This window comes from Neobacillus sp. GCM10027624 (genome assembly GCF_042675345.1).
Taxonomy (GTDB): Bacteria; Bacillota; Bacilli; order Bacillales; family Cytobacillaceae; genus Neobacillus; species Neobacillus cucumis_D.
Genome location: NZ_JBHTHD010000008.1, coordinates 344972 through 371582, shown reverse-complemented (window position 1 = coordinate 371582; position 26611 = coordinate 344972). Strand labels below are relative to the sequence as shown.

Sequence of the window (26611 nt, the reverse complement as noted above, 5' to 3'; positions counted from 1 at the left end):
TGAAAAACGTGCTTGGATTAGCAAAAGGCTTGAAATATACCCTAAAACAATTAACAAAAGAAAAGGTCACCTATGACTATCCGAAAAAGCCGCTGCCACTGCCTGACCGGTTCCGCGGCATTCAAAAATTCTATCCGGAAAAATGTATCGTCTGTAACCAGTGCATGAACATTTGCCCGACTGAATGTATTGATTTAGTCGGTAAAAAACACCCGGATCCAACGAAAAAAGGGAAAATCATCGATACCTATGATATTAACTTTGAAATCTGCATCCTTTGTGATCTATGTACAGAGGTGTGCCCGACAGAAGCGATTATCATGACCAATAACTTCGAGCTTGCTGAATACAGCAGGGATGCTTTATTTAAAAACCTTGAATGGTTAGATGAAAACGACGAAAACATACGGCAGGTGAATAAACCATGATATTTTCAGGCGAGTTTCTCGCATTTTTGGGTCTTGCCTTGGCTGCGGTCATCGGCGGTGTGCTGCTCTTAAACCTGACAAAGGTTATGCACATGGTCGTTGCCCTCATATTCACTTTCGTTGCCATTGCCGGCATCTATGTTTTGCTGTCAGCAGAATTCGTTGCAGCTGTGCAAATCTTAATTTATTCAGGCGCGATTACCATCATTATGCTTTTTGGAATCATGTTAACGAAGCATGATGACGAAAGTGAACCAACAACAGGCAAGCTCCGAAAGTTTCTTTTGTTCTTAGGGGTTGTAGGCTTCGCCTTTGCCGTATACATTGGGATCTATAACTTCAATATCGAACAAGTTCCAACCACTTTGCATGAAAATAACACCATGCAAATCGGTAAAGCCCTTTACTCCAAGTGGGTAATTCCATTTGAGTTAACCTCTGTGTTACTTTTAGTGGCATTGGTTGGGGCGATTGTTTTAGCGAAAAAAGACAAGAAGGAGGCGGACGACGAATGAGTTCAGTTCCTGCTTCAGCCTTCCTGGCCCTTGCGCTGATTCTATTTTGCATCGGATTGTACGGTGCCTTAACAAAACGCAACACCGTGATTGTTCTAATATCGATTGAATTAATGCTGAATGCTGTCAACGTCAATCTGGTTACCTTTAGTAAATACGGCTTAGCACCGTCCATTACCGGACAAATCTTTGCCCTATTTGCCATCTGTGTAGCCGCAGCCGAAGCAGCCGTCGGATTAGCCATCCTCATTTCGCTTTACAACAACCGTAAGACGGTGAATATTGACGAAATGAACAAATTGAAAAATTAATCTAACGTAAAATTTTTAGCTGGAAAATCCTGAGCATTTTGTGAATGAATGCGCAGGTAGTGTTTTATAATCTGTGATGAGGTAAGTGGGCTTATCCACACCTTTATCTGTCCTGCTATTTTTAGCGGGCCCAATCTGACGCGCAATTTTATAAAATTTACAGCGGTAGCGCGTTTAAAAAAGGGGATCGTGATATTGATGGAAAATGCATGGATCATACCGCTTTTCCCGCTATTATCGTTTGTGCTCCTGCTTCTTTTCGGGAAGCGCCTGAAGGAGGCGAGTGCATATGTGGGAATTCTGCTCACATTGGCATCGCTTGTTTATTCGGTGTTAGTGCTCTTTGAACGCTTCACAGAGCCAACCTATATGACAAAGGCAGACTGGCTGACGATAGGAGATCTTCATTTAACAGCGGGCTTTGAAGTGAACCAATTAAATGCATTAATGCTAGTGATTGTATCGCTCGTAAGTTGCTTAGTACATACCTACTCAAAAGGGTACATGCATGGTGACGAGCGGTTCCACGTATTCTATGCCTATTTAGGACTATTTACCTTTGCAATGCTTGGTCTGGTCATTTCACCAAACCTTTTGCAAACCTATATTTTCTGGGAGCTTGTCGGGGTCGGTTCCTTCCTCTTAATCGGTTTTTATTTTTACAAAGAAGAGGCAAGAGCTGCTGCCAAAAAAGCCTTCATCATGACCCGTATCGGGGATGTTGGACTTTTAATCGGGATGATCCTCTTGTTCTGGGAAACGAAAAGCTTTGAATATAGTGAAATTTTTGCTGCTGTACAAAACGGCGCTGTTTCACAATCGATGATCACCTTAACAGCTATTCTGATCTTTATCGGGGCTGTTGGTAAATCAGGTCAGTTCCCGCTACATACGTGGCTGCCTGATGCGATGGAAGGCCCGACACCAGTTTCGGCCTTAATCCACGCCGCAACAATGGTTGCTGCCGGGGTTTACTTAGTTGCAGCACTATTCCCATTGTTCTTAGCAAGCAAAACAGCGCTGCTTGTCATTGCCGTCATCGGTGGGATTACAGCAATTTTTGCCGCAAGCATCGGTCTTGTGCAAACAGATATTAAGCGGGTATTAGCCTATTCAACGGTCAGCCAGCTTGGCTACATGATGCTTGCCCTCGGTTCTGCCGGCTATGTGGCGGGTGTGTTCCACTTAATGACACATGCATTCTTTAAAGCGCTCTTGTTCCTTGCAGCAGGTAGTGTCATCCATGCGGTGCATACGCAAAACATCGAGGAAATGGGCGGTCTTTGGAAAAAGCTTCGTCTGACAGGACCATTATTCTTAATCGGAACACTTGCCATCAGCGGTGTGCCGCTTTTATCAGGTTTCTTCAGTAAAGATGAAATTTTAGCGGCTGCATGGGCAGATGGACATTATGTCCTATTCTTGTTGGCGCTGATTGCAGCATTCTTTACAGCATTTTATATGTTCCGCCTGTTCTTCATGGTATTTACCGGAGAAGCACGCGGAGATCAAAAACATGTTCACGAATCGCCTTCCAATATGACGATTCCGATGATCATTCTTGGCGTCTTGGCGATTATTGGAGGTTATGTGAACACTCCATGGTTTGGAACCTTCTTTGGCGATTGGCTTGTGGATGGAAACGAAGTGCTTGCACACCACGCCCATGCGGAAGGTCCAGGATGGATTATGCCTGCCGCAACCATTGTATCCTTGCTTGGAATTTTCCTTGCATGGTTGATCTACGGAAAACGTTCCGTATCACGCAACTGGTTGAGTGGAAAAGGCGATACGCTTCATACGATTTTATTAAACAAATATTACATCGACGAATTTTATCAAATGACAGTGGTTGCTGTTACAACCGGAATCAGCTACTTCCTCAAGTTCATTGACACCTTTATTGTTGAGGGAATTGTGAAGGGTGTTGTCGGATTTGTACAGGGACTAGGAGCATCCGGTTCAAAAATGCAGACCGGACAGGTTCAAACTTATGGTGCGGTTGCCTTCGTGGGTCTTGCCGTTCTAGCTGTCATCTTTGCGTTAACAGGGGGGTACTTAAAATGAATCTAACATCCGTTCTTTCAATCCTAGTATTCTCCCCGTTACTAGGGATTGTGATATTAGCATTCATGCCAAAGACAGCGGAAAAAGCAATCAAAGCGATTGGCTTCCTTGCTACATTGCCGGCCTTGCTCCTGGCACTTGCAGTGTATTTACATTATCAAGCAGGTAAAAACCTAGCGGACTTTTCCGTATCGGTTCCATGGATTAAATTTGGGAATCTAACCGGTGCCGCAAAGGATTTGTTATCTGTTCGTTATGAGCTTGCAATCGGCGGCTTCCAGCTGTTACTTGTCGTATTAACAGCAGTCATTGCGACGTTGTCAGCAATCGGCGCTGCTAAATTTGTGAAAAAGGAATGGAAAGGCTACTTCATGCTGTTCCTTCTTTTAGAAATTGGGATGCTCGGTGTGTTTACAGCGGAAAACCTAATTTTGTTCTTTATCTTCTTCGAGGTAACATTAATTCCAACCTTCTTCCTAATCGGAAAATGGGGTTATTTTGAAAAAGAAAAAGCCGCATTCAGCTTCTTAATCTACAATGGATTAGGTTCAGCGGTATTATTAATCGCCATTATGATCTTGTTTTCAAAAACAGGAACAACGAATATCGAGCAATTACAGCATATTGTTAATGTCAAAGGCGGCCCAATTTCGGGTGATTTAAAGATGGGTTTGTTTATTGCCTTGCTGATTGCCTTTGGTGTGAAATTACCGATTTTTCCATTGCACAGCTGGATGCTGCGCGTTCACGTACAAGCACCGCCGTCAGTGGTAATGATTCACTCTGGTATTCTACTAAAGATCGGTGCGTACGGTTTGATTCGTTTCGGAATGGGAATCTTCCCGGCGCAGTTTGACAAGCTTGCCGTCATGCTGGCAATCCTTGGGGTAATTAATCTCTTGTATGGTGCCTTCTTGGCGTTCATTCAATCAGACTTCAAAATGGTTTTGGCCTATTCTTCGATTTCTCACATGGGAATCGTGTTAATCGGTCTTGCGGCGATGAATGAAGCGGGTATTCAAGGAGCGATTTTCCAAGTGGTTTCCCACGGGTTAATCTCAGCCTTATTGTTCTTCCTTGTCGGTGTGTTCTACGAGCGCACAGATACATCTTTAATCGAAAATCTTGGCGGGATGGCGAAGGGGATGCCGCGGGCTGCGGGTTTCTTGCTTGCTGGTGGTCTTGCGTCACTAGGACTTCCTGGTATGTCTGGATTCGTCAGCGAATTCATGGCGTTCCTTGGCTTGTTCAAAGAAATGCCGGTGATCGCCGCTGTTGGGACAATCGGGATTATCATGACTGCCGTTTATTTACTTCGTGCGGTTCTAGGGATTACCTATGGCCAGGCACATCGTGAATTTACCGGTGTTGTCGATCTAAAAGGTGTTGAAATGGTACCGGTTGTTGTTTTGATCGTTTTAATCGTGTTAATCGGTGTTTATCCAAGTGTTCTAAGCTCACCACTTCATGCCACACTTGAAACTATATTGCTTGGGATAGGAGGGTGATGAAGGATGGATATCAAAGCATTGGAATCATTTAATTGGGGCGCTATGACACCGGAATTCATCATCGTCGGTGTTGCCGCCGTCCTAACCCTTCTTGATTTATTTATGCCGAAGAATCAGGATCGCAGGATTCTTGGCTGGATTGGGATTGCCGGAATTTTTGCCGCATTGATTTCGGTCATTAGTGTGATTGACCAAGGAACGGTATCCATTTTAAACGATACCTTCCGCCTCGATGGATTTGGCAAGGCGTTCAAGGTTCTGCTCTTAGTTGGTGCCGGATTGGTAATGTTCTTAGCGGTCAGCTATGAACCGAAAGACGGAATGAAAGAATATCACGGCGAGTTTTTCTATCTGTTTTTAACAGCCTTGCTCGGCGCGATGGTCATGACTTCAAGCGGAGACTTGATTACATTATTTATCGGTCTTGAATTGCTCTCGATTTCATCTTATATCCTTGCAGGGATGCGCAAACGCAATGACGCCTCGAATGAATCAGCAATGAAATACGTCATCAATGGCGGGATTTCCACTGCGATTACCTTGTTCGGGATGAGCTATGTGTACGGCTTAACAGGCACAACGAATTTACTAGCGATTGCCGGACAGCTGCAAAGTCTTGCGGATGGTCAGCATGTCTACCTGCTTGGCTTAGCATTTTTGATGATTTTCGTGGGTTTATCCTTTAAACTTGCGGCTGCTCCTTACCATATGTGGGCGCCAGATGTTTATCAGGGAGCACCAACACCTGTTACCGCATTTTTGAGCGTTGTTTCAAAAACAGCCGGTTTCGTGATTGTCATCCGTATTTTGTTATCCGTATTCGGCGTGGCTGCATCGGAAGGGCCTGGTTCTGCACCAATTTTGTATAAAATGCAGGATTACATCAGCTTTATCGCGGCAGCAACGATGATTATCGGTAACGTGGTTGCCTTGAAACAGACGAATATTAAAAGAATGTTTGCTTACTCAAGTATTGCCCATGCCGGTTACATCCTTGTGGCATTTGCATCGATGAACTTTATCATGTTCGATGCCATCTGGTTCTACTTACTAGCGTACTTGTTCATGAATCTTGGCGCCTTTGCTGTGATTCAATTAGTTTCGGAAAAAACAGGTACCGAGCGGATTGCCGATTATGCAGGTCTTTATCGCCGCTCGCCGGTTCTTGCGGTTGCGATGGGAATTTTACTTGTTTCGTTAGCAGGTTTCCCGGGCACTGCTGGATTTATCGGAAAGCTTAATATCTTTATTGGAACATTTGCGGGTGAATCCCACTATGTATTAGCGTCGATAATGATAGCAACAACGGTTATTTCGTACTTCTACTATTTCGGTGTCATGACGCAAATCTTCTTCCGTCCGGCTGCTGACGAAAGCAAATTCAATATTCCATTTGGAATCTTGGTTGTCTTAATCGTCGCTGTCGTGGCATCCGTGCTATTCGGAGTCGCGCCAAACCTGGCTTTAGACTTCCTGCACAATCACTTCAATCAATTTGCAGACTTTTTGCAATAAAAAAGAGGCCCGTGGGCCTCTTCTTTTTATTTAGCGCTCTATTTCATCTTTTACTTCACCATATCCTTCTTTTAGCTTCCCTTTTACTTTATCAGCCTTTCCTTCCGCTTCCTTTGATCGATCATCGGTTAATTTACCCCATTGCTCTTTGGCTTCTCCTTTGACCTGGTCAAGATTTCCTTTTACTGTTTCTTTATTCATGTTAACTTCCTCCTTTGATTTGGTTTCGATTGATAAATACCCCTTTGAAAATGGATTAAACCTGATAAGTGGAAATGTTTAGAAACAAAATGGAGGGGTAGTACATATAGCAAGCAAATGTGAAAAAAGGAGATGGAAAAATGAATCTAAATCAAATGATGAATGGTTGGTCCTACTACCTCCAGCAAATCCCAAATGTATTGCTTGCACTTCTCGTCCTACTGGTAGGCTGGCTTGTCGCAAAAGCGATTGGTAAGGCAGTCGAAGCAGGGTTAAAGAAAACAAATCTCGATAATAAGCTATTCTCCAATATTGGAAAAAGAAAGGTTTCATCAGAAGTCATTATCGGAAAAATCGTTTACTATCTTTTACTAGTCTTTGTCTGGATTATCTTCTTTAATATGCTGAACCTCGGCTTGATTGCAGCACCACTCGTCAAAATGGTCTCCACGTTGACCGGGGCAATCCCGAATCTATTAAAAGCAGCTTTGATTTTGTTGCTGGCTTGGGTCGTTGCCTATCTAGTTCGTATGCTCTTTATTAAAATGGCTTCCATGTTTCATTTCGAACGCCACCTTGTAAAATGGAAAATGAACAAGAGTGAAGTGGATGCTTTTAATGTAGTAAATAGTATTGCAAAAGGGCTTTTCTATTTTATCCTGTTGTTATTTTTACCGGCCGTACTAGGAGCATTACATATGGAGGGGATTTCGGATCCATTCTCACATGCTCTAAGCTCAATGTTATCGTTTATTCCGAAGCTGTTTGCTGCAGCACTAATAGGATTCATAGGCTGGCTGATTGCCAAGATCGTTCGTGATATTTTAACGAATCTATTAAAGAGTATTGGAATGGATTCAATTGGCCAGCGAATGGGGCTGATGGATAATCTATCAGGTGTGATTGGGAATATCGCGTTTGTACTCGTGTTAATTCCTGCAATTATTTCTGCATTGGAAAAACTGGATCTAAAAGGGATTTCCGACCCGGCGATTGCAATGCTTCATGATGTACTGACACTCATTCCAAATATCGCAGTGGCCATCATCTTGATTTTAGCAGGTCTATGGGTAGGGAAATGGTTAGAAAAAATGGTAGCACGAATGCTATGGCGTTTAAAGTTTGATAGTCTATTTCACCAAATGGGCATCGGTTCATTAACTCCGGAGCAATCAAAATATACTCTGTCACAAATGGTTGGATTGCTCGTAAAAATCGTAGTCGTCCTGTTATTTACAGCAGAGGCCTTGCAAATTGTCCATTTAAATTTCTTGGTTACACTAGCATCGGGTGTGATTGCCTATTTACCAATGCTGTTGGCAGCGATTGTCATCCTCGGAATTGGCTTATATTTGGGTCAATTAGTCGGGCGTGTCTTGCAGAATGTTCTGCAGCACCGCTATGCACGTACGCTTGCAGCGGTAGCGAAATATACAATTTTTGCGATTACCGTGTTTATGGCATTGGATCAATTGGGTGTGGCTCATTCGATTGTGAATGCTGCGTTTATCCTCGTTTTAGGCGGCTTGGCGCTCGCGTTTGGTCTCGCATTTGGGATTGGCGGCAAGGAGTTTGCCGGGAAATATTTGCGAAAGCTTGATGAAAAGCTGAGTGAGGGGAAAAATAATTAAAGGTTGATTTTCCGAATCCTTGGGTGGATTCGGATTTTTTTGATTCGCGGATAAATAGGGTCAATTCGCGGATAAATGTCTTCAATCCGCGGATAAACTACTTAGAAACGCGGATAAATTTAGTAATGGTGTAATTTTTACGAAAAAAAAGCTGAAAAAGTCCTCAAAGGAGTTCTTTTTCAACTTTTTTTTCATTCATTATCATCAGATCTTGATGAAAAGTTTCATAAATAGCCTTTTTTGTGCCATATAACAGGACCTGATCGCCTTCATGGAGAGGTGTATCAAATAAATTTCTTCTAATTTTCACCTTGCCGCGTTGGATAAACAAGATATTGAGCTCTAGTTGATTCAAGTCTTCTATTATTTGATTAAAGGTATTTCTAGCAAGCTTGGATTCTCTGAAAATAGGAAGATAAAGCAAAACATCTTCATTATTTTTCAAAAAAACCTCCCGGACCGGTAAATCAGCGAGCTCTACATTCTGTTTCATTTTTCGATTAAATAAGCTTGATAGTTTCCGCTGCATCCAGGTTAATTTAAGAGCCAGATATACGCACAAAACCACAGTGGCGAGGATAAAAATCTCCTTTGCCTGCAGACCCTTCGATAAAAACTGACTGATTGATGAGATGATCACAGCTAAAGAAAAGGCTCCAAACAAAATTAGAAAGATCGCTAGCTTACGACGGATGGGATGACCTAAAATAAGTTCCGATTCATCGGTGGTAAATCCGGTGCCGGTCATCAAGGAAATGACCTGAAACCGAGAAATCTCTACCTTCAGGCCAGTTAGCCGAAACAAAATCACAAAAATTTCAATGACAGCGACAATAATAATGAAATAAATGAGCAAAAAGAGTAGTGTCATTTTTCACCTCTCATAAAAATAGTTGGGGCAGCTTTCGCCCCAACTATCTATTGAATCTTCTCGTTATAGAATTTTACTGAGTACATTGCGCCTTCATCCACCATTTTATTATCCTCGAAATCATGTGGAAGTGGGTGCCCGCCTTTATGAATTGGAAGTTGTTCACTTTTTTCAAAAACTGTCGGAAAAAATTTACGTTTCCATTCTCGTAATAAACTTTCTGCCTTGATGCGATTCGGTTTATTGGATAACCATATTGCCGAAGCTCCAACTCCTGCCACCACGAGTGATGTCATTCCAATACTGCGTTTCATAGTATCCTACCTCCTCAAAATTTTGAAGCTTATTTATCCTTACCCGCTTTTTTAGAGGATGAAACGTTTTACTGACCATAAAAACGGGGATTAACTAGAAAAAAGGAGATTGCGATGGAAAAAGTATTGGGTGAGAACAAATGGAAATGGTTTCAATTAAATAAATGCGAGATTGAACGTGGGGCGACGGAGGGGCTTGAAAGCGAATGGCTGGAGCGGATTCGGAAAAATAAGAGTAACTGCCTTCGGGTCGAAGTCCTGGAAAATGGAGAAAAGGCAGTACATGCCTCACTGATTTATCAGCAAAGCTTTGAAGAGGAACAAGATAATAAGATTTTCCATTTCTATTTGACGAATGACAAATGGGTATCGGTTGATCTTGATTTGAGCTCTTTTCCGTTAAAAGGTATGGACAAGACGGAAACGGCGGTTGATGGCTTTTTACTCTTTTTGGGAGAGTTGCTGAATGAAATGTTAGTAGAAATTGACCAATTTGAGGAATCGCTTAAAACCTTGATTTGGAGTGTTCGTAAACGAAATGAAACGAGGATTCTTGAACTGTTGTACCGCCAAAGGCATGAGTTATTGGTGTGGAAAAATCTCTTAATCCCGATAAAGGAGTTGATCATGGCGATTGAGGAGGTCAATCTTCATAAGGGTGGGAATGAGGAGATTTATTTCTGTAGCGCTAAGCGGATGGAACGGGCCTTTGCGCTTCTGAATGAGTATGAACATGAGCTCGATTCGATGATTAATTTGGAAGAGGTCATTTCCTCCCATCGCGGTAATGAAATTATGAAAACCCTAACGGTGATCACGACGATTTTTACCCCGATCATGGCGTTTGGGGCCCTATGGGGAATGAATTTCAAGCATATGCCGGAGCTTGGTTGGAAGTATGGATACCTTTTTTCTATTATTCTTACGATTATTTCAACGCTCCTTCTCTATGGTTATTTAAAAATAAAAGGCTGGACAGGCGATTTGTTGAAAGGGAAAAGAAAGGGTTCGTTTTTTAAATAGTGTGTTTAAGAACTAGAAAAGGGTGGTATTACAATAGTAAGGCTAACAAAGGAAGAGGGTGGTTGAAGTATGCAGCTGCAACTTCAGTAAGTGCTCGTGAAAAGGCAAGAAATGAAATGCAGCAATTTGAATAAATGAGGAGGAATGGAAAATGGCTAAGAATTTATATGATGAAAAAACTATTAAGGAAACAGGTCTTCAAGAGGGAAATAACCATAATGATAGAGAAGTAGATCAGACCCAGCGGGAAAATGAGGATAGAATGAGGAGAACCGCTTCACAGTATGATGATGAAAAATACCAATATCAGAAAAGCCAAAATGGTGGAGAATCCGATTCTGGTTATAATATTGAGCAAAATAGGGACTAGGAAATATTCTTCGGGATTTCCCGGAGTTGTATAAATAGATAAGCGAGAGACCGAGCTGTCTCTCGCTGTTTTCGTACGAGTGTCATGCTATGATAAAACTAGATACATAGGAGGAATTAACGAAAAGGGGGGAGACGATGAATATTGTCATTGTGGACGATAATCTGACGAATTTAATGATTATCGAAAAAATCCTGCAAAAAGATGGCTATGATCGGATCGTCAAGCTTTCATCTGCCAAAGAATTATATGACTATTTGCAGCTGGATGGGCCGAAGACGGCGGAGGTCCCGGTCGATTTGATTTTGCTGGATCTGATGATGCCGGAAATTGATGGTGTGGAGGCGTGCCGGACCATTCTCGCAGAGGAGCGCTATCATGATCTACCGATTATTTTTGTAACAGCAATGGGAGATTCCTATAAGATGGCGGAGGCAATGGATGCCGGAGCACTTGATTATGTGATGAAGCCGATCAATAAAATTGAGCTGCTGGCGAGGATTCGTTCTGTCCTCCGTTTAAAACAAGAGAAGGATTTACGAAAGGAACGCGACCGGCGGATTCAGTTTGAGTTGGATTTGGCGAAACAGGTTCAGTTAAGCATGCTCAGTCATCCGATTCAGGAGGAGAAGGTATCGATTTCGGCGGTCTATCGTCCATCCTTCGAGCTTGCTGGTGATTTGTATGCCTGGCACCAGATTAGCCCTAACCGCTATGCTGTGATTTTGCTCGATATGATGGGGCATGGGATTTCTTCTTCGCTCATGTGTATGTACATCTATTCTGTTTTAAAGGATACGATTGTAGAGTTTGGTGATCCGGATTCGGTGATGAAGGAGCTGAATCGCCGGATGAATCAGCTTCATTTCCCGGATAGTTTGATCAACTATTATTTTACCGCGATATATTTTGTCCTTGATACGGAGCAGCAGACGATTGAGTATGTGAATGCGGGCCATCCGGCGGGGATTGCGATTGTTGATGAGGAAGTGAAGCTTTTGACAGAAGGCTGCTGTGCAATTGGATTTTTTGAGGATATTGAGGTAACAAAAGGGGCTATTCACTATTCGGATGAGGCGCGGCTGTTATTGTTTACGGACGGATTGTCGGAATGGTTGGAGGAGGAGTATGAGGATACGACTTCGAAAATTGTTCGGACGTTGCAGGAAAAGGAAAACGATACTCCTGCGTTGATCCTCCAGCAAATCCAGCAAAGCGCCGAGCCGCTGAATGTGCCAAAGGATGATATGTGCTTGGTGATGATTTCAGCGAAGGCGTGATTTTAGTCGAACGAAACAGCACAAAAAAACGTACACCCTCGTGTACGTTTTTTAATCCTTTACCCTTCCAAAAAGGCCTCCAGCATCCAGCGGTGCTTCTCAAGCGACGTCCGAATCGCAATAAACATATCGGCTGTCGGTTGATCATCATGATCCTCCGCGACCGTAATCCCCTCTGTCAACTCACCGCAAATCATCTCAAAGTCCTCAGCCAGCGTTTTCACCATTGCCGAAGTATCCTCATCACCAGAAGCCTCCTTAACTGAAGCCAGCCCCAATTGTTCCTTTAAGGTTGCCGTTGGCAGCGCGCGAAGCGACAGCATCCGTTCCGCAATCGTATCAAAATGAAGCCCAGCTTCCTTATACAGCTCTTCAAACTTAAGGTGCAGCGTGAAAAACTGTTCGCCTTTGACATACCAGTGATAATGATGCAGTTTCATATACAGTACCGAGAAATTCGCCACCTGCTGATCCAGTGCCTCAGTAAGCTGGGCGGTTTTGTCTTTTGTTTTTGTATTTGCCATAAAAAATCACTCCATTCACTTGATATCTATTCAATACCCGCCCATCCTCCTGCTTAAACAAAATACAAGTTTACAAGAATATTTCAGAAGTTTTTCAAATTGGTAAAATCCGCCTAACAATAATCGTAAACGCCAAAATCAACATGAAAAATATGGTAGAATTATGGCGTTATCCTTGTCGAATGATACCGGGAAGAGGGCGATGATCATAAAAAATATCAAATTCAATATTCAAGCAAAAATCATTACAGGCTATTTAACCATCCTGATTTGCCTAGGGATATCGCTTCTAATCGTGAATGCTAGAATGACAGATTTACAGAAGCAGGCAGACTTCGTTTCCAGTCATGATATTCAGGTACACGACTTGGTCAATCAGCTGCAAAAAAACGTCCTTAATATGGAAACCGGCATGAGAGGCTATGTGATCACGGGAGATAGTCAATATCTCGAACCATATAAGGAAGGAAGCCGAAGCTGGCTGGATAATTACAATAACCTTCACTCTCTATTAATGTATAACACCAACCAGAAGCATAACCTCGAGGAAATCAAACCGCTGATCCAAAGCTGGATCAAAGATTCCGGGGAATATGTGATCGAGGCGAAAAAAGCAAATGATTCGGCCGCATTAAATCAGCATTTTAAAGAAAACACCGGGAAAAAACTGACCGACCAGCTCAATACACAATTTGATTCCTTCCTTAAGGAAGAAAAGCAGTTGACGGCGGAACGGATTGATAAACTCAATCAAAATAATATGAATTTAAGAATTACCTTTTATACGATTATCATCTTAGTAACCATCATCACATTAGTAACAGCCTTTTCGCTGGGGAACTCGATTGTAAAAACGATCAGGCAGGTTGTCAGAACGATTCAAAGTATCACTGAATCCAAAGTCGACCTTTCCACACGCATAAAAGTGAAAACCCATGATGAGACCCGTGACCTGGCCGATGCGATGAACAATCTCCTCAGCAGTTTGGAGAAGCAAAGCTGGATCCAGAAAAGTATGACGGAAATTTCGACAATGTATCAGGGAATCACCGATATAACCGTGCTAGCCCAAACCTTTATCACAAAGCTTGCCCCGTTGCTCGATGCTGTTTATGGGGTCGTCTATTTGCGGAAGGCGGATGGTCAAGGCGTTCATTTTGTCAAAACAGCGGGCTATGCGATTAAGGATCAGGATGTTGCCTCAAGCTTTCGTCTAGGGGAAGGACTTGTGGGACAATGTGCCCTGGATCAAAGAATTTTTCTGATAGACACCCTGCCTGAAGATCATATTAAACTAACCTCCGGCCTTGGAGCTTCCTCACCGACCCATTTACTAGTTGCTCCGATTGTTGTAGAGGGCAAAGTCGAGGCAGTTATTGAATTCGCGGCACTTCAGCCGTTTCTTGCGCAGCACCTCACCTTATTGGACCTGCTTCAAGATAAATTTGGTTCATCAATTACGAGTGTGCTCGGACGGATGGAAGTAGAGAGACTGCTTAGTGAATCCCAGGTAATGACAGAGGAATTACAAGCACAATCGGAAGAACTTCAAGCGCAATCCGAGGAATTGCAAATGCAGCAGGAGCAGCTACAAATTTCCAATGACTATTTGGAGGAACAAAACCATTATGCCGAACAGCGGGCGGCAGAGCTGAAAAAAACGAAGGATGAATTAGTCGAATATTCGTTAAAGCTTGAGGAGAGCTCACAATATAAATCGGATTTCCTTGCGAATATGTCGCATGAGCTGCGGACACCATTGAACAGTATTCTCATTCTCTCGCAAATGCTGATGGAAAATAACCAGGAAATGGACAAGGCAGAGGTTGAGGAATATTCACGCGTGGTGTACACGGCCGGCGAGGATTTGCTGCGGCTAATCGATGATATCCTTGATTTATCGAAAATTGAGGCGGGAAAAATTGAAATTTTAACCGATGAAGTGAATGTCACAGAGCTTCCGCAACTATTAAAAAGCATGTTTGATCCGGTTGCTGCGAAAAAGAATGTGGCCTTTGAGGTCGAAACGCATCCGGATGTCCCTCCAGTCATCTCGACAGATGGACAAAGATTGCAGCAGATTTTAAAAAATCTTTTATCGAATGCCTTTAAATTCACTGAACAAGGGTCAGTAACGGTACGAATGGAGCTTGCCCCGCCAGACTTTGCAGAAAAATTAGAGGTAGAGGGACCCGTTATGGCGATTTCCGTAAGTGATACGGGAATTGGAATTCCTGCCGAAAAGCAGCAAATTATCTTTGATGCCTTCCAACAAGTGGACGGGACGACGAATCGTCAATACGGCGGCACCGGCTTAGGGCTTTCGATTTGTCGCGAATTTACCCGCTTGCTTGGCGGTTTGATTGAGTTAGAAAGCGAACCGCAGAAGGGAAGCACATTTACCATTTATATTCCGAGCAGACTTGAGTCTGAGGTACAGCAAGAGGAACAGGCACTTAAGGAGGTAGCAGCGGGGGTCAACGAAGTAGCAGTGACGCAAATTCCTTTTGAAAAAAAATCCCCGTCCTCTGAACACATATTTAAAGGGAAAAAGGTCCTCCTAGTAGACGATGATGCTCGTAATGTTTTCGCCCTTGTGACAGCGCTTGAGCGAAAAGGAATGGTAGTACAAGTGGCTGAAAACGGGAAACGGGCATTGGATATCTTACGGGACAACACTGATTTTGATCTTATTTTTATGGATATTATGATGCCGGTGATGGGCGGCTATGAGGCGATGAAGGCAATCCGTCACGATCTAAAGATGGTCCATTTGCCGATTATTGCCCTAACCGCGAAGGCGATGAAAGGGGAACGCAGCAAATGTATGGAAGCGGGTGCCTCTGACTATATTATGAAACCATTAAATATTGATCAGCTCTTCTCGCTGATGCGGGTGTGGCTGACAGAGCAGGTGAATCAATCATGAGTGAATTAATCGTTGAAACGGAAGAGTTTTCTCCGACAGAGCTGCAGAATATTGAAATGAATTTGCTGCTTGAAGGCCTCTATCAAATGCACGGATATGACTTTCGCGGCTATGTTCGAGCCTCACTATTCAGAAGGGTTACCAATCGCATGAAGATGGAAAGGCTAGAGACGATTACTTCATTATTGGAAAAAGTACTTCATGAGCCGGATTTTTTGGAGCGGCTGCTCAATGATTTGTCAATTCGGATGACAGAAATGTACCGCGACCCCAGCTTTTTTGCGGCCTTTCGTCAGGAAGTGGTTCCATTGCTGCGCGAGCTTCCGGAAATTCGGATTTGGCACGCCGGCTGTGCGACGGGGGAAGAGGTATACTCCATGGCCATCTTGATGCAGGAGGAAGGACTAGCAGAAAAAACGACCATCTATGCAACGGATATGAATGAACGCGCACTAAAGGTGGCACAAAAGGGAGCGTTCCCGCTGAAGAAAATGCAGCAATATACGAAGAATTATTTGGTTGCGGGGGGAAATAAGGCTTTTTCTGAATATTATACGACGGATCATCAGTTTGCTTATTTTTGCCCGAAGATGAAGGAGAAACTGATCTTTGCACAGCACAATTTAGTAACGGACAGTTCATTTAATGAGTTCCATGTCATTTTGTGCCGGAATGTCATGATTTATTTTAACAGTGATCTGCAGCAGAACGTCCATCGCCTCATGTACAACAGTTTGGCGGATGGAGGCTTTATTGGATTAGGCAGTAAGGAATCGATTTTGTTTCTCCCGAAAGACATTCATTATGAGGAATTCAATTCGCAGGAACGAATTTACCGGAAGCAATAAGAAACGGCCCTCTTTAAGGGCCGTTTCTACTAATCTTGCAGCGGGTCTTGGGTGAGGTTGTCTTCCCGTAACTCACTGCCTGTTTTTTGCTCCTTCATTTCTTTACCAAGCTTTTTCATTTCGTCCAAATTCTGAGCCATCGAACTATTATTGTTGGATGCAGCCTTCAAGTCCTGAATAAATTGAGCTGATTTCACTTTTTCATTCATTGTGCAACACTCCTTTTCTTTTTATATACCACTTAAATTGTTTTTGAAACATTGTAGACTTATTGATTGGAACGGAAGGCACGAGACTCCTGCGGGAGCACGGTACAGGGGAGACCCCGCAGGCGCTTTAGCGCTGAGGAGGCTCCCCGAGCCGCCCGCGGAAAGCGAAGTGCCTGGAGTGGAAATCAAACTGGCAAAAATTTTTTTTAAAAAAAGGTTTAAGGTTCTGAAGAGGCGGGTATGTAACAAATAAATAATCCAGAGGTGATCATGAAATGAATCTAAAAATAGATAAACATCAGAATAATGAAGAAACCTTTGTCCAAGTTTCCGGCGAAATTGATGCCTATACGGCACCGCAGCTAAGAGAAGAACTGCTGCCGCTGGCGGAAGGAAAAAACAAAACGCTAACCGTCAGCTTAAAAGATGTATCTTATTTAGACAGTACCGGACTTGGCGTGTTTATCGGTTTATTTAAACAAATGAAGAAAAATGATGGAGAGCTAAAGCTGATTGATTTATCCGATCGGTTAAAACGGCTCTTCGAAATTACTGGTATTAGCAATATTATTCATATTTCTGCAGATTAAAGGGTGGGGGACGATGAAACAAGTGATGGATTATATTGAAATGAAGATTCCTGCAAAACCAGAATATGTGGGGGTCATCCGATTAACCTTATCGGGGATCACGAGCCGGATGGGCTATACATATGAGGAAATTGAGGATATTAAAATTGCTGTAAGTGAGGCTTGTACAAATGCTGTCCAGCATGCCTACCGTGAGGACGAAGACGGGGAAATGGTGATAGGATTCGGGATTTACGAGGACAAATTAGAAGTAATGGTAGCGGATTATGGAAAGAGCTTTAATTTTGCCAAAACGAAACAGGAACTAGGCCCATACACAAAGTCAAGCACCGTGGATCAACTTGTAGAAGGAGGGTTGGGTCTCTATTTGATTGAAACGCTCATGGATGAAGTCCATGTAACGAACAAGTCCGGTGTAACGGTCTTCATGGTGAAGCATTTAAGTGGGGAGCGTGATAATCATGACACAACCATCTCAAGCCATGAAACGAACTAAGGAGGAAATCAATGCACTGATTCGGGAGTATCAGCAGAATGAGAGCCCATCAGCTCAAACCGCGCTAACAGAACAATACACGGCCCTGATTGCAAGCCTTGCAAGGAAATATTCAAGGGGGAAACACTTTCATGAAGATCTCATGCAAACAGGGATGATTGGGCTATTGGTATCGATCAGAAGATATGATGAAAGTTTTGGCAAATCCTTTGAAGCCTTTTTAATTCCAACCGTCATTGGTGAAATTAAACGGTTTTTACGGGATAAAACCTGGAGTGTCCATGTTCCGAGGCGGATCAAGGAATTGTGGCCAAAGGTAAAAACTGTGGTGGACGAGCTCACTACTCTTTACCAGCGTTCACCAAAAATCCAGGAAATTGCCGATCATATAGGGATTTCGGAAGAAGAGGTTTTAGAGGCCATGGAGATGGGGAAAAACTATCAAGCTGCGTCTGTTGATCAGCCAACGGAAACGGGATCTGAGGGCAGCACGGTGACGCCGCTTGATATTATTGGCTCGCCTGATGAAGGTTTTGAAAAAGTGGACCAAAAGCTGGTACTTGAAAGCAGTCTTCATGTGTTATCGGATCGAGAGAAGGAGATCCTGCAGTGTACGTTTTTGGAAAATAAGAGTCAAAAGGTGACGGCCGAGCAATTGGGAATGTCGCAGATGCATGTTTCTCGTCTGCAAAAGAAGGCGATTGATAAACTGCGAAGGGAAATCGAAAGCAATGCCCATTAAGAATGAACATATGCCGGACGACTATTTTAATGGAAAATAGTTGTTCGGCATTTTTATTTGGTTGTGTTAAAGGACAATGTTGATTTTTGAACAACGTTGATTGGAGCGGAAATCAAAACCCAAGTTTAATAGAACCTTAAAAATAAATGACAAATATTTCATCATTAAACAGGTTAAAAAGCGTTTTGATCCCATGAAAAGGGGGTACATCTTAAACAAGGTTACAAAAACAAGCTAACCTGACAAAGTCAATATAGAAGGAGGTATATAGGATGGGTCTGTTGAAAGTTGCTGAAAATACCTCAGTTTCTATCCAAAGCAGCGGGGAAACCTAGTGCTATAGGATTCATATTCCAATCTGAAAATGAGAGCGGCACTTTGTTACTGAAAAGAAAAAGACCAATCAAAATTTAAGGGAGGAAATAAATATGGCTAACAATAATAATGATAATATGAGCATGGAAGAAAGAGGACGTAAGGGTGGACAAGCCACTGCAGAAAAACATGATAAAGAGTTTTTCCAAGAGATCGGTCGAAAAGGCGGAGAAGCCACAGCCGAGAATCATGATAAAGAGTTTTATCAGGAGATTGGCCAAAAAGGTGGAGAAGCCACAGCCGAAAATCATGATAAAGAGTTTTATCAGGAAATCGGCAGAAAGGGCGGAGAGGCCACAGCCGAGAATCATGATAAAGAGTTTTATCAGGAGATTGGCCGAAAAGGCGGAGAGGCGACCTCCGAAAACCATGATAAAGAATTTTATCAAGAAATCGGAGAAAAAGGCGGAAAGTCCAGCAGTAACCAACGTGATGATGATTAACCCTTTTGAATAGATGAAACGATTCAGAAAAGAGCTTGCACAAATTTGTGCAAGCTTCTTTACTATAGGGGGATTGCCTGGATGAAAAAACAAACAATCGAATTTGTCTTTGTGATATTCATCGTGATTCTAGGATATTTGGTGGTGTTGACAGACATTTCATTTAAGTGGAAAGTATTGTGCCTGTCATTCTACGGAGTAATTATTTTGATCACGATATTTTCCTTAATGCTTGAATATCGCTCGGCACAAAACACGCTATTATGGATTTATATTTTATTGTTTTTACCGGTAATAGGGTATCTATTCTATTGGTATTCCGGTCAACTTTTATTAAAAGGAACTTTTTTTAAACGTAAGCGTGCAAACGACCGCGAAGTCCTTGAAGCCATTAATAAAGGGGTTAGGAAGATTGATTTTTCAAAGCTGAATCATCACCAGCAGTGTTTTGTCCGTTATCTTGAGAAGGTAAGAGTCACCCATACAGATACCCATACAAAAACAACGATATTAAAAAACGGGACAGAAACGTTTCAAGAAATAAAAAGAAGGCTGAAGGAAGCAAGCGAGTTTATTCATATGGAATACTACATTTTTCGGTCTGATCGATTAGGCAAGGAGATTATCGAGATTTTAATGGAAAAGGCAAAGGCGCGGGTGGAGGTACGCCTGATGTATGATGCGGTCGGAAGCGTTTCCTTATCAAGCTCTGATATGAACAGGATGAGGGAAGCTGGTATCCATATCCATCCCTTTAATCCGATTAGGAGTGGATTATTCAATCAAAGGTTTAATTTTCGTAATCATCGTAAAATCATTGTCATTGACGGGGAAATTGGCTTTGTCGGGGGACTGAACATCGGGGTGGAATATCTCGGAGAAGACGAAGATATTGGATTCTGGCGGGATACACATGTTGTTCTTAAAGGGGAAGCTGTTCAAACACTCCATGCGGTTTTTTTATTAGATTGGCTGGATGTTACTGGTGAAATGATTGTGAAAGATGAAAGGTATCAGAAGGTTATACCCGCAGAAGCAGATGGAATGGTGCATGTCGTGGCCACCGGGCCTGAAACGGAGGATATGAGTGATCATTACTATACGATGATCTCGTGTGCAACAAAATCGATTTGGATTGCTTCACCTTATTTTGTTCCCAATCAGGCAATCCGGACGGCCCTTAGAATTGCGGCACAAAAGGGGATACAGGTCCGAATCATGGTACCAGAGAGAAATGATGGTTTCCTGACGCAATATGCTTCACAGTCCTATTTTCCGGAGGCCTTACGAAATAGGATTGAAGTGTACTTGTATCAAAAGGGATTTTTACATGAAAAAATAATGATTGTCGATGGGGACCTCGCGACGATTGGAACAGCCAATATGGATATGCGAAGTTTTCGACTGAACCTTGAAGTCAATTTGTTTTTAACAGGTACTGAATCGATCCAGGATTTAATCGACCATTATGAGGAAGATTTACAGGATTGCTGCCGGCTTCGTCCTGTGGAATTTCATAAAAGAGGAATGGACGAAAGGGTGAAGGAATCCTTTGCCCGGTTGTTTTCGGGAGTATTATAACAGCGAAAGAGAGGCTGCATTTGCAGCCTCTCTGTTATTTTTAATGAGCTTCTCGACGCATGCTTTTTATGACAAAGCTTACGATTAATACGAGAATAATCGCTCCAATCAATGCGGGGATGATAAAGAAATCTCCAATTTCCGGACCCCAATCTCCAAAAATGAATGAGCCGAGCCAGGCACCAATAAATCCGGCAATAATATTACCAATGATCCCTCCAGGCAGATCTTTGTGCATGATCAGACCTGCCAGCCAGCCGATTACTCCCCCGATAATTAATGACCAAATAAATGCCATACAGATTCTCTCCCTTCGATTTTTAATAATGTCTATGGTATATAAGTACCCGAATTTTCACTGAATAAACTAAAACTATGCTTAAAGGGGGATGGAATGATTAACTCGCCATAGTTGGGGGTACAGCATAATAAAAGAGGTGGGAGGCGAAGTTAGTGGAACAACAAAAACAGAGCTACTATATTAATATTCAATCTCATGAAATAGTGAGGGAGCCTTTTGATTCGGAATGGGATTTTAAAGTGGAGGCGACAGATAGTCAAATCAAAAGTCTTAAACAGTTGTTCGATGAAAACTACCAGGCAGATTGGGAAAGCTATATTCGGTCCCATATTCCTTTTCTTGAATATCATCATGACCCGCAAAATAAAGAATATGATGCACGAATGGTTATAATCTATGCGGTCATTTATCAGCTCGGAGATGAAAGAACCCGTGATCATATCAAAGAGATGGAGATTCTAAATGGGGCCTTTTTAAAGATACGTAACCAAAATTTTAGATAAAATAAATTGAGAGCCTTATAGAATTAGGCTCTTTTTTCGTTTTCTAAAATCGCTAAACGAATCAGTTTTATCTTAATTTCCTTACTAAGTAAAAGCCATTCACGTGTATAGAATTTCATTTTTCATTCCTCCAGACGGTTGATTTATTTGAATTTTCTATCATATTTATTTCTTCCCCTTTCTTATAGGATGTAACATAGTTTTGTGTGGCAATTTCTTTAGATTTTCTACATTTTTCATCATTCACGAATTAGTTTGGAGTTCGTAACAAGAGGGTATGTAACCAATGAGGTGATAGGAAATGAATGAGAAGAAAAAAGAGCATTTGGAGCGTTTGGTGGAATCTAGGGACCATCCTGAACAATACCCAACAGAGAAAGAAAGCTTGTTCGATCGATTTGAAAGCGAACAAAACGTGGACCCGATTCCTGTAGAGGATTTGAAGGAAGAGCAACGGGAAGAAAAGGCAAAACATGCTTCAAAAGATACTTCCTCAAGTGAGAAAAAATATAAGACGGGGATGGAATGAAGAAATGAGAAAAGACTGCATTTTCTGCAGTCTTTTCTTATTATGTTCTATGTCTTACACTTCTTAAGATGAGACCAACAACGAGGACAAGGATAATGGCACCAATAAATGCCGGTATAATGTAAAATCCTCCAATAACAGGTCCCCATGTTCCTAATAAAAGGGAACCAAGCCAGGCACCGATGAATCCAGCAATCATATTTCCAATAATTCCTCCGGGGATGTCACTTCCAAGAAGAAGCCCTGCCAGCCAGCCGATAATTCCACCAATAAATAAAGTCCAGATAAATCCCATATTGTTCTCTCCTTTCGATTATGAAAAGGTGGTGATTAAATACCCTTATCTTCAAACAGTAACCCTTTTTGCTGTCCCTGCTGTTTAATCTTATCCTTGAACCGAGTTTGAGCATCATTTCTTCCTGTTTTTAAAAAATACTGGCAAACTCTTAATTCATAGGTTAACTGTTTAAATTTTTCTTGATCTCGATCGTCGAGACATTGGTCAATTTTCCGCTTTAACAGGCTGATTTTTGAAATGGCTTCCGCCTGCCGTTTCGTTTCTAAATAAAGCTGCTCTTTTCTATGCTGTGACTCCTCCCTACGGTAGTCACTTGGATGAGTTAATCGTAACCCGCATTTTTTGCACAGTGTTTCGCGAACATTTAACACATAAAATTCCGCATTGCCACAAGCCTTACAAACCAGTTTCCTCATATATATACCTCCAATCAAATTTTCGTTGTTGAATGAATGAATTAGGTGTTACGTATATACCCTTAATCGCTTGCTGTTTAACCTAACCAATAAAAATAAATAGAATTTTAGAAAAATAGGTTTCGATTTTTCAAGAAGCGGTTACATAAAAGACAAGTCCACCAAGGACAAACTAAATTTTCTGGAGGGATTTTGAAATGGAAACCGTTAAAATCGTAGAAAATGGCGTGCAGGCAAAAAGGGAAATTGAACAATTAATGGGTCAAGGGTTCAGCCAAAATGAAATTTATTTACTGGCGCATGACAAAAACCGCTCAGAGGATTTAACCAATGCATTAGACATTTCCGAAATCGGTGTTTCAGAACAAGGCGTATTCGACTCCATCGCCAATGTGTTTCGCTCACGGGGAGACGAACTTCGAACGATGCTCGAGTCATTAGGATTATCAGATGAAGAAGCAGAGCGCTATGAAGAAGAAATGGACCATGGCAAAGTCGTAGTGATCGGTTCAAAATCAGCTTAAAGGAAAGCGGGTCGATTCCGGCCCGCTCTCATTAAACAAGGCTGTATTAAATATAAAAAGTTGATTGGAGCGAAGTGCCTGGAGCGGAAATCAACTACCAAATTTAAAAAGGCTTTAAAAATTCAGAGAGGAGAATTATAATGAAATTTTCAAATCAAAGCTTAGAAAAATTACGGGGCGTTCACAAGCGGGCCCGTCATAAAGTAAGTGGAAAAAGGAGCCTGGAACAATTTTTCGAAGACCCAATCATTCATCGAGAAATTCAAGGGGACCGAATCTATGTCCCATTAAACTTAAATAAGGTTTGGAATGGGGTTTAACTATTTTTATTAACTGCCTAAACACCGTTTAATCGTTGTAAACTGTGTTTAGGCAGTTAATTTATCTTTAATTTGGAACAAAATGAAACTTTTCCGATTTTCATTCGTCAATATGTTAGACTATCATGAGGGAGGAGTGATGACAAAGTGGATTTCGGACAAATTGCTTTATTAAGTATTGCTTCACATTTGGTATTTATTGCCTTATCTTGGTGGGCGCTGCAGGCAATCCGCTTGGAAAAAGTGCTAAAGGCGAATCATGTCTTTCAGGCACGGCTGTTATACATATTATTGGCAATTTTCCTCGGGTCAACAGTTAGTAATTTTTTCCTAGACTATCTACAATGGTCACAGCAGCTCCCGATGATGTTTCAGTAATGTACGGCTTTATGAATGATCCAGCTATAGGGATTGAAATCTCAATCGAGCAAATTGGTAAATATTTAGGTCTTCATACATGTTCCAATTTGTCCGGTTTTTGAGTACAATCTTCTTTGTGTGATTACATACTTTAATGTTGTAAAGCACGACTTTGTGAAAAACCGAACTTGATAGAATTTACGTATTTGTCTAAAAGTGACGAGAATTCCCAAGTATGCTCTTCCCATCATTGGAAACACTGGTAGTAAGGGGGAGAGTCGGTTGAAGAAATATATTTTTGGCATCATTGCCATTTTAAGTTTGATTACAGTTGTTTTGGGGAATCGAAATACAGAAGCGGCAAAAAATGAAAGCCTGGATTTGATGAAAATTGGTTCTATTTTTCAAACAAAAAATATTATGCCGAGTGAATGGACTTTATATGCACGGGAACATTTGGTTGACCTAAAAAGTGAAAAAGACGTACAGGTTTATGCAGAGGAGCTTAAGCGGAAGTTTCCAGATTGGGATTGGTCCACAGCAAACACCAGCCAAAAATGGGAAGTGACAGCAGTATCTCCAGCTTCAAACCACCACATAGAGACACTTCAAATTATGTCGTCCCGCACAAACCAACCGATCGATGCGTATATAGTATATAAGGTCAGCGGCAAGCAGTGGAATAAGGCTACAGAGTCCTTTTTCACAACGAATCAATTCAAAAATAGGCTAAGTGATGTGTTTCGAGGAAAACCGACAGTTTTTTCTTGTATGAAGGGTATTGTCGGTGATAAGATGGATAAGGCTTTACCTGCAACAGTGAATGAATTGCTGTCTGCATTGAATGCGAAAAAAATCGAAGCGTTAAAAGAGGAGACGTTCATGTCTGTAACGGCATTTTCACCTGACTTTTCAGAGTCGATTGGGGATGCAAAAACAGATCTGAATCTACAAATTGGGGTACGCTCCGAAGGATTGGGCGCAAAGACTACCGTTGTAGTTGGCACACCAATCATAACGATTGAATATTAATATAGAGAAAATGGACGCGGAGGGGAATACTCTTGGAAAAGATTATCGTCCGCGGCGGACAAAGGCTTCATGGAACGGTGAAAGTAGAAGGTGCAAAGAATGCCGTTTTGCCTGTTATCGCTGCAACATTATTAGCAAGTGATGGAAAAAGTGTAATTCGTGATGTACCTACACTCTCCGATGTATACACAATTAATGAAGTATTACGTAATCTAAACGCTGAAGTAGTGTTTGAAAATAATACAGTTGTCGTTGATGCATCCAGAGTGTTAAAAGAGGAAGCGCCTTTCGAATATGTTCGGAAGATGCGTGCGTCTGTCCTTGTAATGGGATCATTATTAGCCCGCAATGGCCGGGCTCGGGTAGCTTTGCCTGGCGGCTGTGCCATCGGATCCCGCCCAATCGATCAGCATCTTAAAGGCTTTGAGGCCATGGGTGCAAAGGTCAAGGTTGGAAATGGCTTTATCGAGGCGGAGGTTGATGGCCGCTTAAAAGGTGCAAAGATTTACTTGGACTTCCCAAGTGTTGGTGCAACAGAAAACATTATGATGGCGGCATCGCTAGCGGTTGGAACGACCGTCATCGAAAACGTCGCAAAAGAACCAGAAATCGTCGATTTGGCAAACTTCTTGAACAAAATGGGCGCAAAAGTAAGAGGCGCCGGAACAGGCACGCTTCGTATTGAGGGTGTCGATCGTTTATTTGGTGCAGACCATAACATCATTCCTGACCGAATCGAAGCAGGTACGTTCATGGTAGCTGCGGCGATTACTGGCGGAAATGTGCTTGTAAGAGGAGCAGTTCCAGAGCACTTGTCTTCTTTGATTGCGAAAATGGAAGAGATGGGTGTAAAAATTATAGAAGAATTTGACGGAGTTCGTGTCATTGGACCGGAGCGCTTGAAGGCTGTCGACATTAAAACGATGCCGCATCCAGGATTCCCAACGGATATGCAGTCGCAAATGATGGCGTTATTGCTTCGCGCAGAAGGTACGTCGATGATTACGGAAACGGTTTTTGAAAATCGCTTCATGCATGTGGAGGAATTCCGCAGAATGAACGCTGATATTAAGATTGAAGGACGTTCAGTTATTTTAAATGGCCTTTCTAATTTACAGGGTGCCGAGGTGTCTGCAACCGATCTTCGTGCAGCAGCAGCCTTGATTTTGACAGGCTTAGTTGCAGATGGTGTGACACGTGTGACCGAATTGAAGCATTTAGACCGTGGATATGTAGATTTCCATGAGAAGCTTGCTGGATTAGGCGCCGATATCGAGCGTGTGAAAGAAGAAGATGAGATTTATATCGAGAAATTAATTTCGGATATGAATGCTTAATTTTTAGTGGGAGTCGCTGTTGTGATTTGATTGCGGTAGGATTGTGAAATATTCACAATGGTGACAGACACTATTGTTTAGGCACTTGAGTGTGAATCAAGGATCAGCGGTATGTGAAGAGTGCCTGGAAATGAATAAATAACGGGTAAACCGGAGAAAGTGGCTGTCTGATGTCCGACAGGTGCATTCTTCGGTTTTTGCTTTTTAAGGGCTTATA

General features: G+C 42.2%; 32 protein-coding genes. 24 read left to right on the top strand and 8 right to left on the bottom strand.

Features of this window, described 5'->3' with window-relative positions:
- The first annotated feature begins 8 nt into the window (after positions 1-8).
- The 6 genes from nuoI to nuoN all read left to right on the top strand — a co-directional run bounded on the left by nuoI (position 9) and on the right by nuoN (position 6347).
- Positions 9-428: an NADH-quinone oxidoreductase subunit NuoI gene (gene nuoI, locus ACFQZ9_RS13010; RefSeq protein ID WP_071354923.1), complete on the top strand. Its 420-nt coding sequence runs from the start codon at positions 9-11 to the stop codon at positions 426-428.
- Positions 425-943: an NADH-quinone oxidoreductase subunit J gene (locus tag ACFQZ9_RS13005; protein ID WP_498944128.1), complete on the top strand. Its 519-nt coding sequence runs from the start codon at positions 425-427 to the stop codon at positions 941-943. Before nuoI ends, ACFQZ9_RS13005 begins: the two co-directional genes overlap by 4 nt.
- Positions 940-1254 (top strand): NADH-quinone oxidoreductase subunit NuoK, encoded by a 315-nt coding sequence (nuoK, locus tag ACFQZ9_RS13000; RefSeq protein ID WP_198310866.1) that lies wholly within the window; start codon positions 940-942, stop codon positions 1252-1254. Before ACFQZ9_RS13005 ends, nuoK begins: the two co-directional genes overlap by 4 nt.
- A 195-nt stretch (positions 1255-1449) precedes the next feature.
- Positions 1450-3321, top strand: a complete 1872-nt coding sequence (gene nuoL, locus ACFQZ9_RS12995; protein WP_026572704.1) for an NADH-quinone oxidoreductase subunit L — start codon at positions 1450-1452, stop codon at positions 3319-3321.
- Positions 3318-4829 carry an NADH-quinone oxidoreductase subunit M gene (locus ACFQZ9_RS12990; protein WP_498944127.1) on the top strand — a complete coding sequence of 504 codons (1512 nt, stop codon included), beginning with the start codon at positions 3318-3320 and terminating at the stop codon, positions 4827-4829. The genes nuoL and ACFQZ9_RS12990 overlap by 4 nt, the downstream gene beginning before the upstream one ends.
- Before the next feature lie 6 nt (positions 4830-4835).
- Positions 4836-6347: an NADH-quinone oxidoreductase subunit N gene (gene nuoN / locus ACFQZ9_RS12985; protein ID WP_498944126.1), complete on the top strand. Its 1512-nt coding sequence runs from the start codon at positions 4836-4838 to the stop codon at positions 6345-6347.
- A gap of 30 nt (positions 6348-6377) precedes the next feature.
- On the opposite strand, the gene ACFQZ9_RS12980 is transcribed toward nuoN, so the two are convergent.
- Positions 6378-6548 (bottom strand): CsbD family protein, encoded by a 171-nt coding sequence (locus tag ACFQZ9_RS12980; RefSeq protein ID WP_498944125.1) that lies wholly within the window; start codon positions 6546-6548, stop codon positions 6378-6380.
- Positions 6549-6688: 140 nt separating this feature from the next.
- On the opposite strand from ACFQZ9_RS12980, the gene ACFQZ9_RS12975 reads away from it, so the two are divergent.
- The gene (locus ACFQZ9_RS12975) at positions 6689-8179 is read left to right on the top strand and encodes a mechanosensitive ion channel (protein ID WP_498944124.1); all 1491 of its coding nucleotides are present in this window, start codon (positions 6689-6691) and stop codon (positions 8177-8179) included.
- Positions 8180-8342: 163 nt separating this feature from the next.
- Here ACFQZ9_RS12975 and ACFQZ9_RS12970 read toward each other — a convergent pair whose 3' ends face one another.
- Together ACFQZ9_RS12970 and ACFQZ9_RS12965 are read right to left on the bottom strand one after the other, a co-directional pair.
- A complete protein-coding gene (locus tag ACFQZ9_RS12970) occupies positions 8343-9050 on the bottom strand; it encodes a TrkA C-terminal domain-containing protein (protein ID WP_498944123.1) in 708 nt (235 codons plus the stop codon).
- 47 nt (positions 9051-9097) lie between these two features.
- Positions 9098-9364, bottom strand: coding sequence for a YbyB family protein (locus ACFQZ9_RS12965; RefSeq protein ID WP_498944122.1), 267 nt, complete (start codon positions 9362-9364; stop codon positions 9098-9100).
- Between the two features lie 114 nt (positions 9365-9478).
- On the opposite strand from ACFQZ9_RS12965, the gene ACFQZ9_RS12960 reads away from it, so the two are divergent.
- The 3 genes from ACFQZ9_RS12960 to ACFQZ9_RS12950 all read left to right on the top strand — a co-directional run bounded on the left by ACFQZ9_RS12960 (position 9479) and on the right by ACFQZ9_RS12950 (position 12037).
- The gene (locus ACFQZ9_RS12960) at positions 9479-10387 is read left to right on the top strand and encodes a magnesium transporter CorA family protein (RefSeq protein ID WP_198310859.1); all 909 of its coding nucleotides are present in this window, start codon (positions 9479-9481) and stop codon (positions 10385-10387) included.
- 151 nt (positions 10388-10538) lie between these two features.
- Entirely contained in the window at positions 10539-10757 is a 219-nt protein-coding gene (locus ACFQZ9_RS12955) for a hypothetical protein (protein WP_198310858.1), read from the top strand.
- A 137-nt stretch (positions 10758-10894) separates the two neighbouring features.
- Complete coding sequence (locus ACFQZ9_RS12950) at positions 10895-12037, top strand: PP2C family protein-serine/threonine phosphatase (protein ID WP_498944121.1); 1143 nt, start codon at positions 10895-10897, stop codon at positions 12035-12037.
- A 59-nt stretch (positions 12038-12096) separates the two neighbouring features.
- On the opposite strand, the gene ACFQZ9_RS12945 is transcribed toward ACFQZ9_RS12950, so the two are convergent.
- Positions 12097-12561: a Dps family protein gene (locus ACFQZ9_RS12945; protein ID WP_498944120.1), complete on the bottom strand. Its 465-nt coding sequence runs from the start codon at positions 12559-12561 to the stop codon at positions 12097-12099.
- Between the two features lie 202 nt (positions 12562-12763).
- On the opposite strand from ACFQZ9_RS12945, the gene ACFQZ9_RS12940 reads away from it, so the two are divergent.
- Both ACFQZ9_RS12940 and ACFQZ9_RS12935 read left to right on the top strand, forming a co-directional pair.
- Complete coding sequence (locus ACFQZ9_RS12940; protein WP_498944119.1) at positions 12764-15490, top strand: CHASE3 domain-containing protein; 2727 nt, start codon at positions 12764-12766, stop codon at positions 15488-15490.
- Positions 15487-16338 carry a CheR family methyltransferase gene (locus tag ACFQZ9_RS12935; RefSeq protein ID WP_498944118.1) on the top strand — a complete coding sequence of 284 codons (852 nt, stop codon included), beginning with the start codon at positions 15487-15489 and terminating at the stop codon, positions 16336-16338. The genes ACFQZ9_RS12940 and ACFQZ9_RS12935 overlap by 4 nt, the downstream gene beginning before the upstream one ends.
- A 29-nt stretch (positions 16339-16367) precedes the next feature.
- Here ACFQZ9_RS12935 and ACFQZ9_RS12930 read toward each other — a convergent pair whose 3' ends face one another.
- Positions 16368-16547: a hypothetical protein gene (locus ACFQZ9_RS12930; protein WP_498944117.1), complete on the bottom strand. Its 180-nt coding sequence runs from the start codon at positions 16545-16547 to the stop codon at positions 16368-16370.
- 275 nt (positions 16548-16822) lie between these two features.
- Here ACFQZ9_RS12930 and ACFQZ9_RS12925 point away from each other — a divergent pair, with 275 nt between their 5' ends.
- From ACFQZ9_RS12925 to cls, 5 genes are all read left to right on the top strand, one after another.
- Positions 16823-17137, top strand: a complete 315-nt coding sequence (locus ACFQZ9_RS12925) for an anti-sigma factor antagonist (protein WP_498944116.1) — start codon at positions 16823-16825, stop codon at positions 17135-17137.
- 13 nt (positions 17138-17150) lie between these two features.
- Complete coding sequence (gene rsbW, locus ACFQZ9_RS12920) at positions 17151-17633, top strand: ATP-binding protein (RefSeq protein WP_498944115.1); 483 nt, start codon at positions 17151-17153, stop codon at positions 17631-17633.
- Positions 17599-18375 carry an RNA polymerase sigma factor SigB gene (gene sigB, locus ACFQZ9_RS12915; RefSeq protein ID WP_498944114.1) on the top strand — a complete coding sequence of 259 codons (777 nt, stop codon included), beginning with the start codon at positions 17599-17601 and terminating at the stop codon, positions 18373-18375. Before rsbW ends, sigB begins: the two co-directional genes overlap by 35 nt.
- A gap of 428 nt (positions 18376-18803) precedes the next feature.
- Positions 18804-19193 carry a KGG domain-containing protein gene (locus ACFQZ9_RS12910; RefSeq protein ID WP_498944113.1) on the top strand — a complete coding sequence of 130 codons (390 nt, stop codon included), beginning with the start codon at positions 18804-18806 and terminating at the stop codon, positions 19191-19193.
- A gap of 81 nt (positions 19194-19274) precedes the next feature.
- Positions 19275-20774 carry a cardiolipin synthase gene (gene cls / locus ACFQZ9_RS12905; protein WP_498944112.1) on the top strand — a complete coding sequence of 500 codons (1500 nt, stop codon included), beginning with the start codon at positions 19275-19277 and terminating at the stop codon, positions 20772-20774.
- Positions 20775-20814: 40 nt separating this feature from the next.
- Here cls and ACFQZ9_RS12900 read toward each other — a convergent pair whose 3' ends face one another.
- Positions 20815-21072: a GlsB/YeaQ/YmgE family stress response membrane protein gene (locus ACFQZ9_RS12900; protein WP_498944111.1), complete on the bottom strand. Its 258-nt coding sequence runs from the start codon at positions 21070-21072 to the stop codon at positions 20815-20817.
- A 155-nt stretch (positions 21073-21227) separates the two neighbouring features.
- On the opposite strand from ACFQZ9_RS12900, the gene ACFQZ9_RS12895 reads away from it, so the two are divergent.
- Together ACFQZ9_RS12895 and ACFQZ9_RS12890 are read left to right on the top strand one after the other, a co-directional pair.
- Positions 21228-21578 carry a hydrolase gene (locus ACFQZ9_RS12895; protein WP_498944110.1) on the top strand — a complete coding sequence of 117 codons (351 nt, stop codon included), beginning with the start codon at positions 21228-21230 and terminating at the stop codon, positions 21576-21578.
- Positions 21579-21879: 301 nt separating this feature from the next.
- Positions 21880-22107, top strand: coding sequence for a YczO family protein (locus ACFQZ9_RS12890; RefSeq protein WP_498944109.1), 228 nt, complete (start codon positions 21880-21882; stop codon positions 22105-22107).
- Between the two features lie 40 nt (positions 22108-22147).
- On the opposite strand, the gene ACFQZ9_RS12885 is transcribed toward ACFQZ9_RS12890, so the two are convergent.
- Both ACFQZ9_RS12885 and ACFQZ9_RS12880 read right to left on the bottom strand, forming a co-directional pair.
- Positions 22148-22402, bottom strand: a complete 255-nt coding sequence (locus ACFQZ9_RS12885; RefSeq protein ID WP_198310846.1) for a GlsB/YeaQ/YmgE family stress response membrane protein — start codon at positions 22400-22402, stop codon at positions 22148-22150.
- A 35-nt stretch (positions 22403-22437) separates the two neighbouring features.
- Positions 22438-22821 carry an IDEAL domain-containing protein gene (locus ACFQZ9_RS12880; protein WP_198310845.1) on the bottom strand — a complete coding sequence of 128 codons (384 nt, stop codon included), beginning with the start codon at positions 22819-22821 and terminating at the stop codon, positions 22438-22440.
- A 197-nt stretch (positions 22822-23018) separates the two neighbouring features.
- Between ACFQZ9_RS12880 and ACFQZ9_RS12875 the strand changes: the two genes are divergently transcribed.
- The 5 genes from ACFQZ9_RS12875 (at position 23019) to murA (ending at position 26394) form a co-directional block, all read left to right on the top strand.
- Positions 23019-23345 carry a YflT domain-containing protein gene (locus ACFQZ9_RS12875; protein WP_198310844.1) on the top strand — a complete coding sequence of 109 codons (327 nt, stop codon included), beginning with the start codon at positions 23019-23021 and terminating at the stop codon, positions 23343-23345.
- Positions 23346-23485: 140 nt separating this feature from the next.
- On the top strand, positions 23486-23665 hold the full coding sequence (locus tag ACFQZ9_RS12870; protein ID WP_498944108.1) for a hypothetical protein: 180 nt from the start codon (positions 23486-23488) through the stop codon (positions 23663-23665).
- A gap of 147 nt (positions 23666-23812) precedes the next feature.
- Positions 23813-24043, top strand: a complete 231-nt coding sequence (locus ACFQZ9_RS12865) for a DUF1146 family protein (protein ID WP_133332968.1) — start codon at positions 23813-23815, stop codon at positions 24041-24043.
- A 264-nt stretch (positions 24044-24307) separates the two neighbouring features.
- Complete coding sequence (locus ACFQZ9_RS12860) at positions 24308-25057, top strand: YwmB family TATA-box binding protein (RefSeq protein WP_232490091.1); 750 nt, start codon at positions 24308-24310, stop codon at positions 25055-25057.
- Positions 25058-25089: 32 nt separating this feature from the next.
- On the top strand, positions 25090-26394 hold the full coding sequence (gene murA, locus ACFQZ9_RS12855) for a UDP-N-acetylglucosamine 1-carboxyvinyltransferase (RefSeq protein WP_198310842.1): 1305 nt from the start codon (positions 25090-25092) through the stop codon (positions 26392-26394).
- Positions 26395-26611 lie beyond the last annotated feature (217 nt).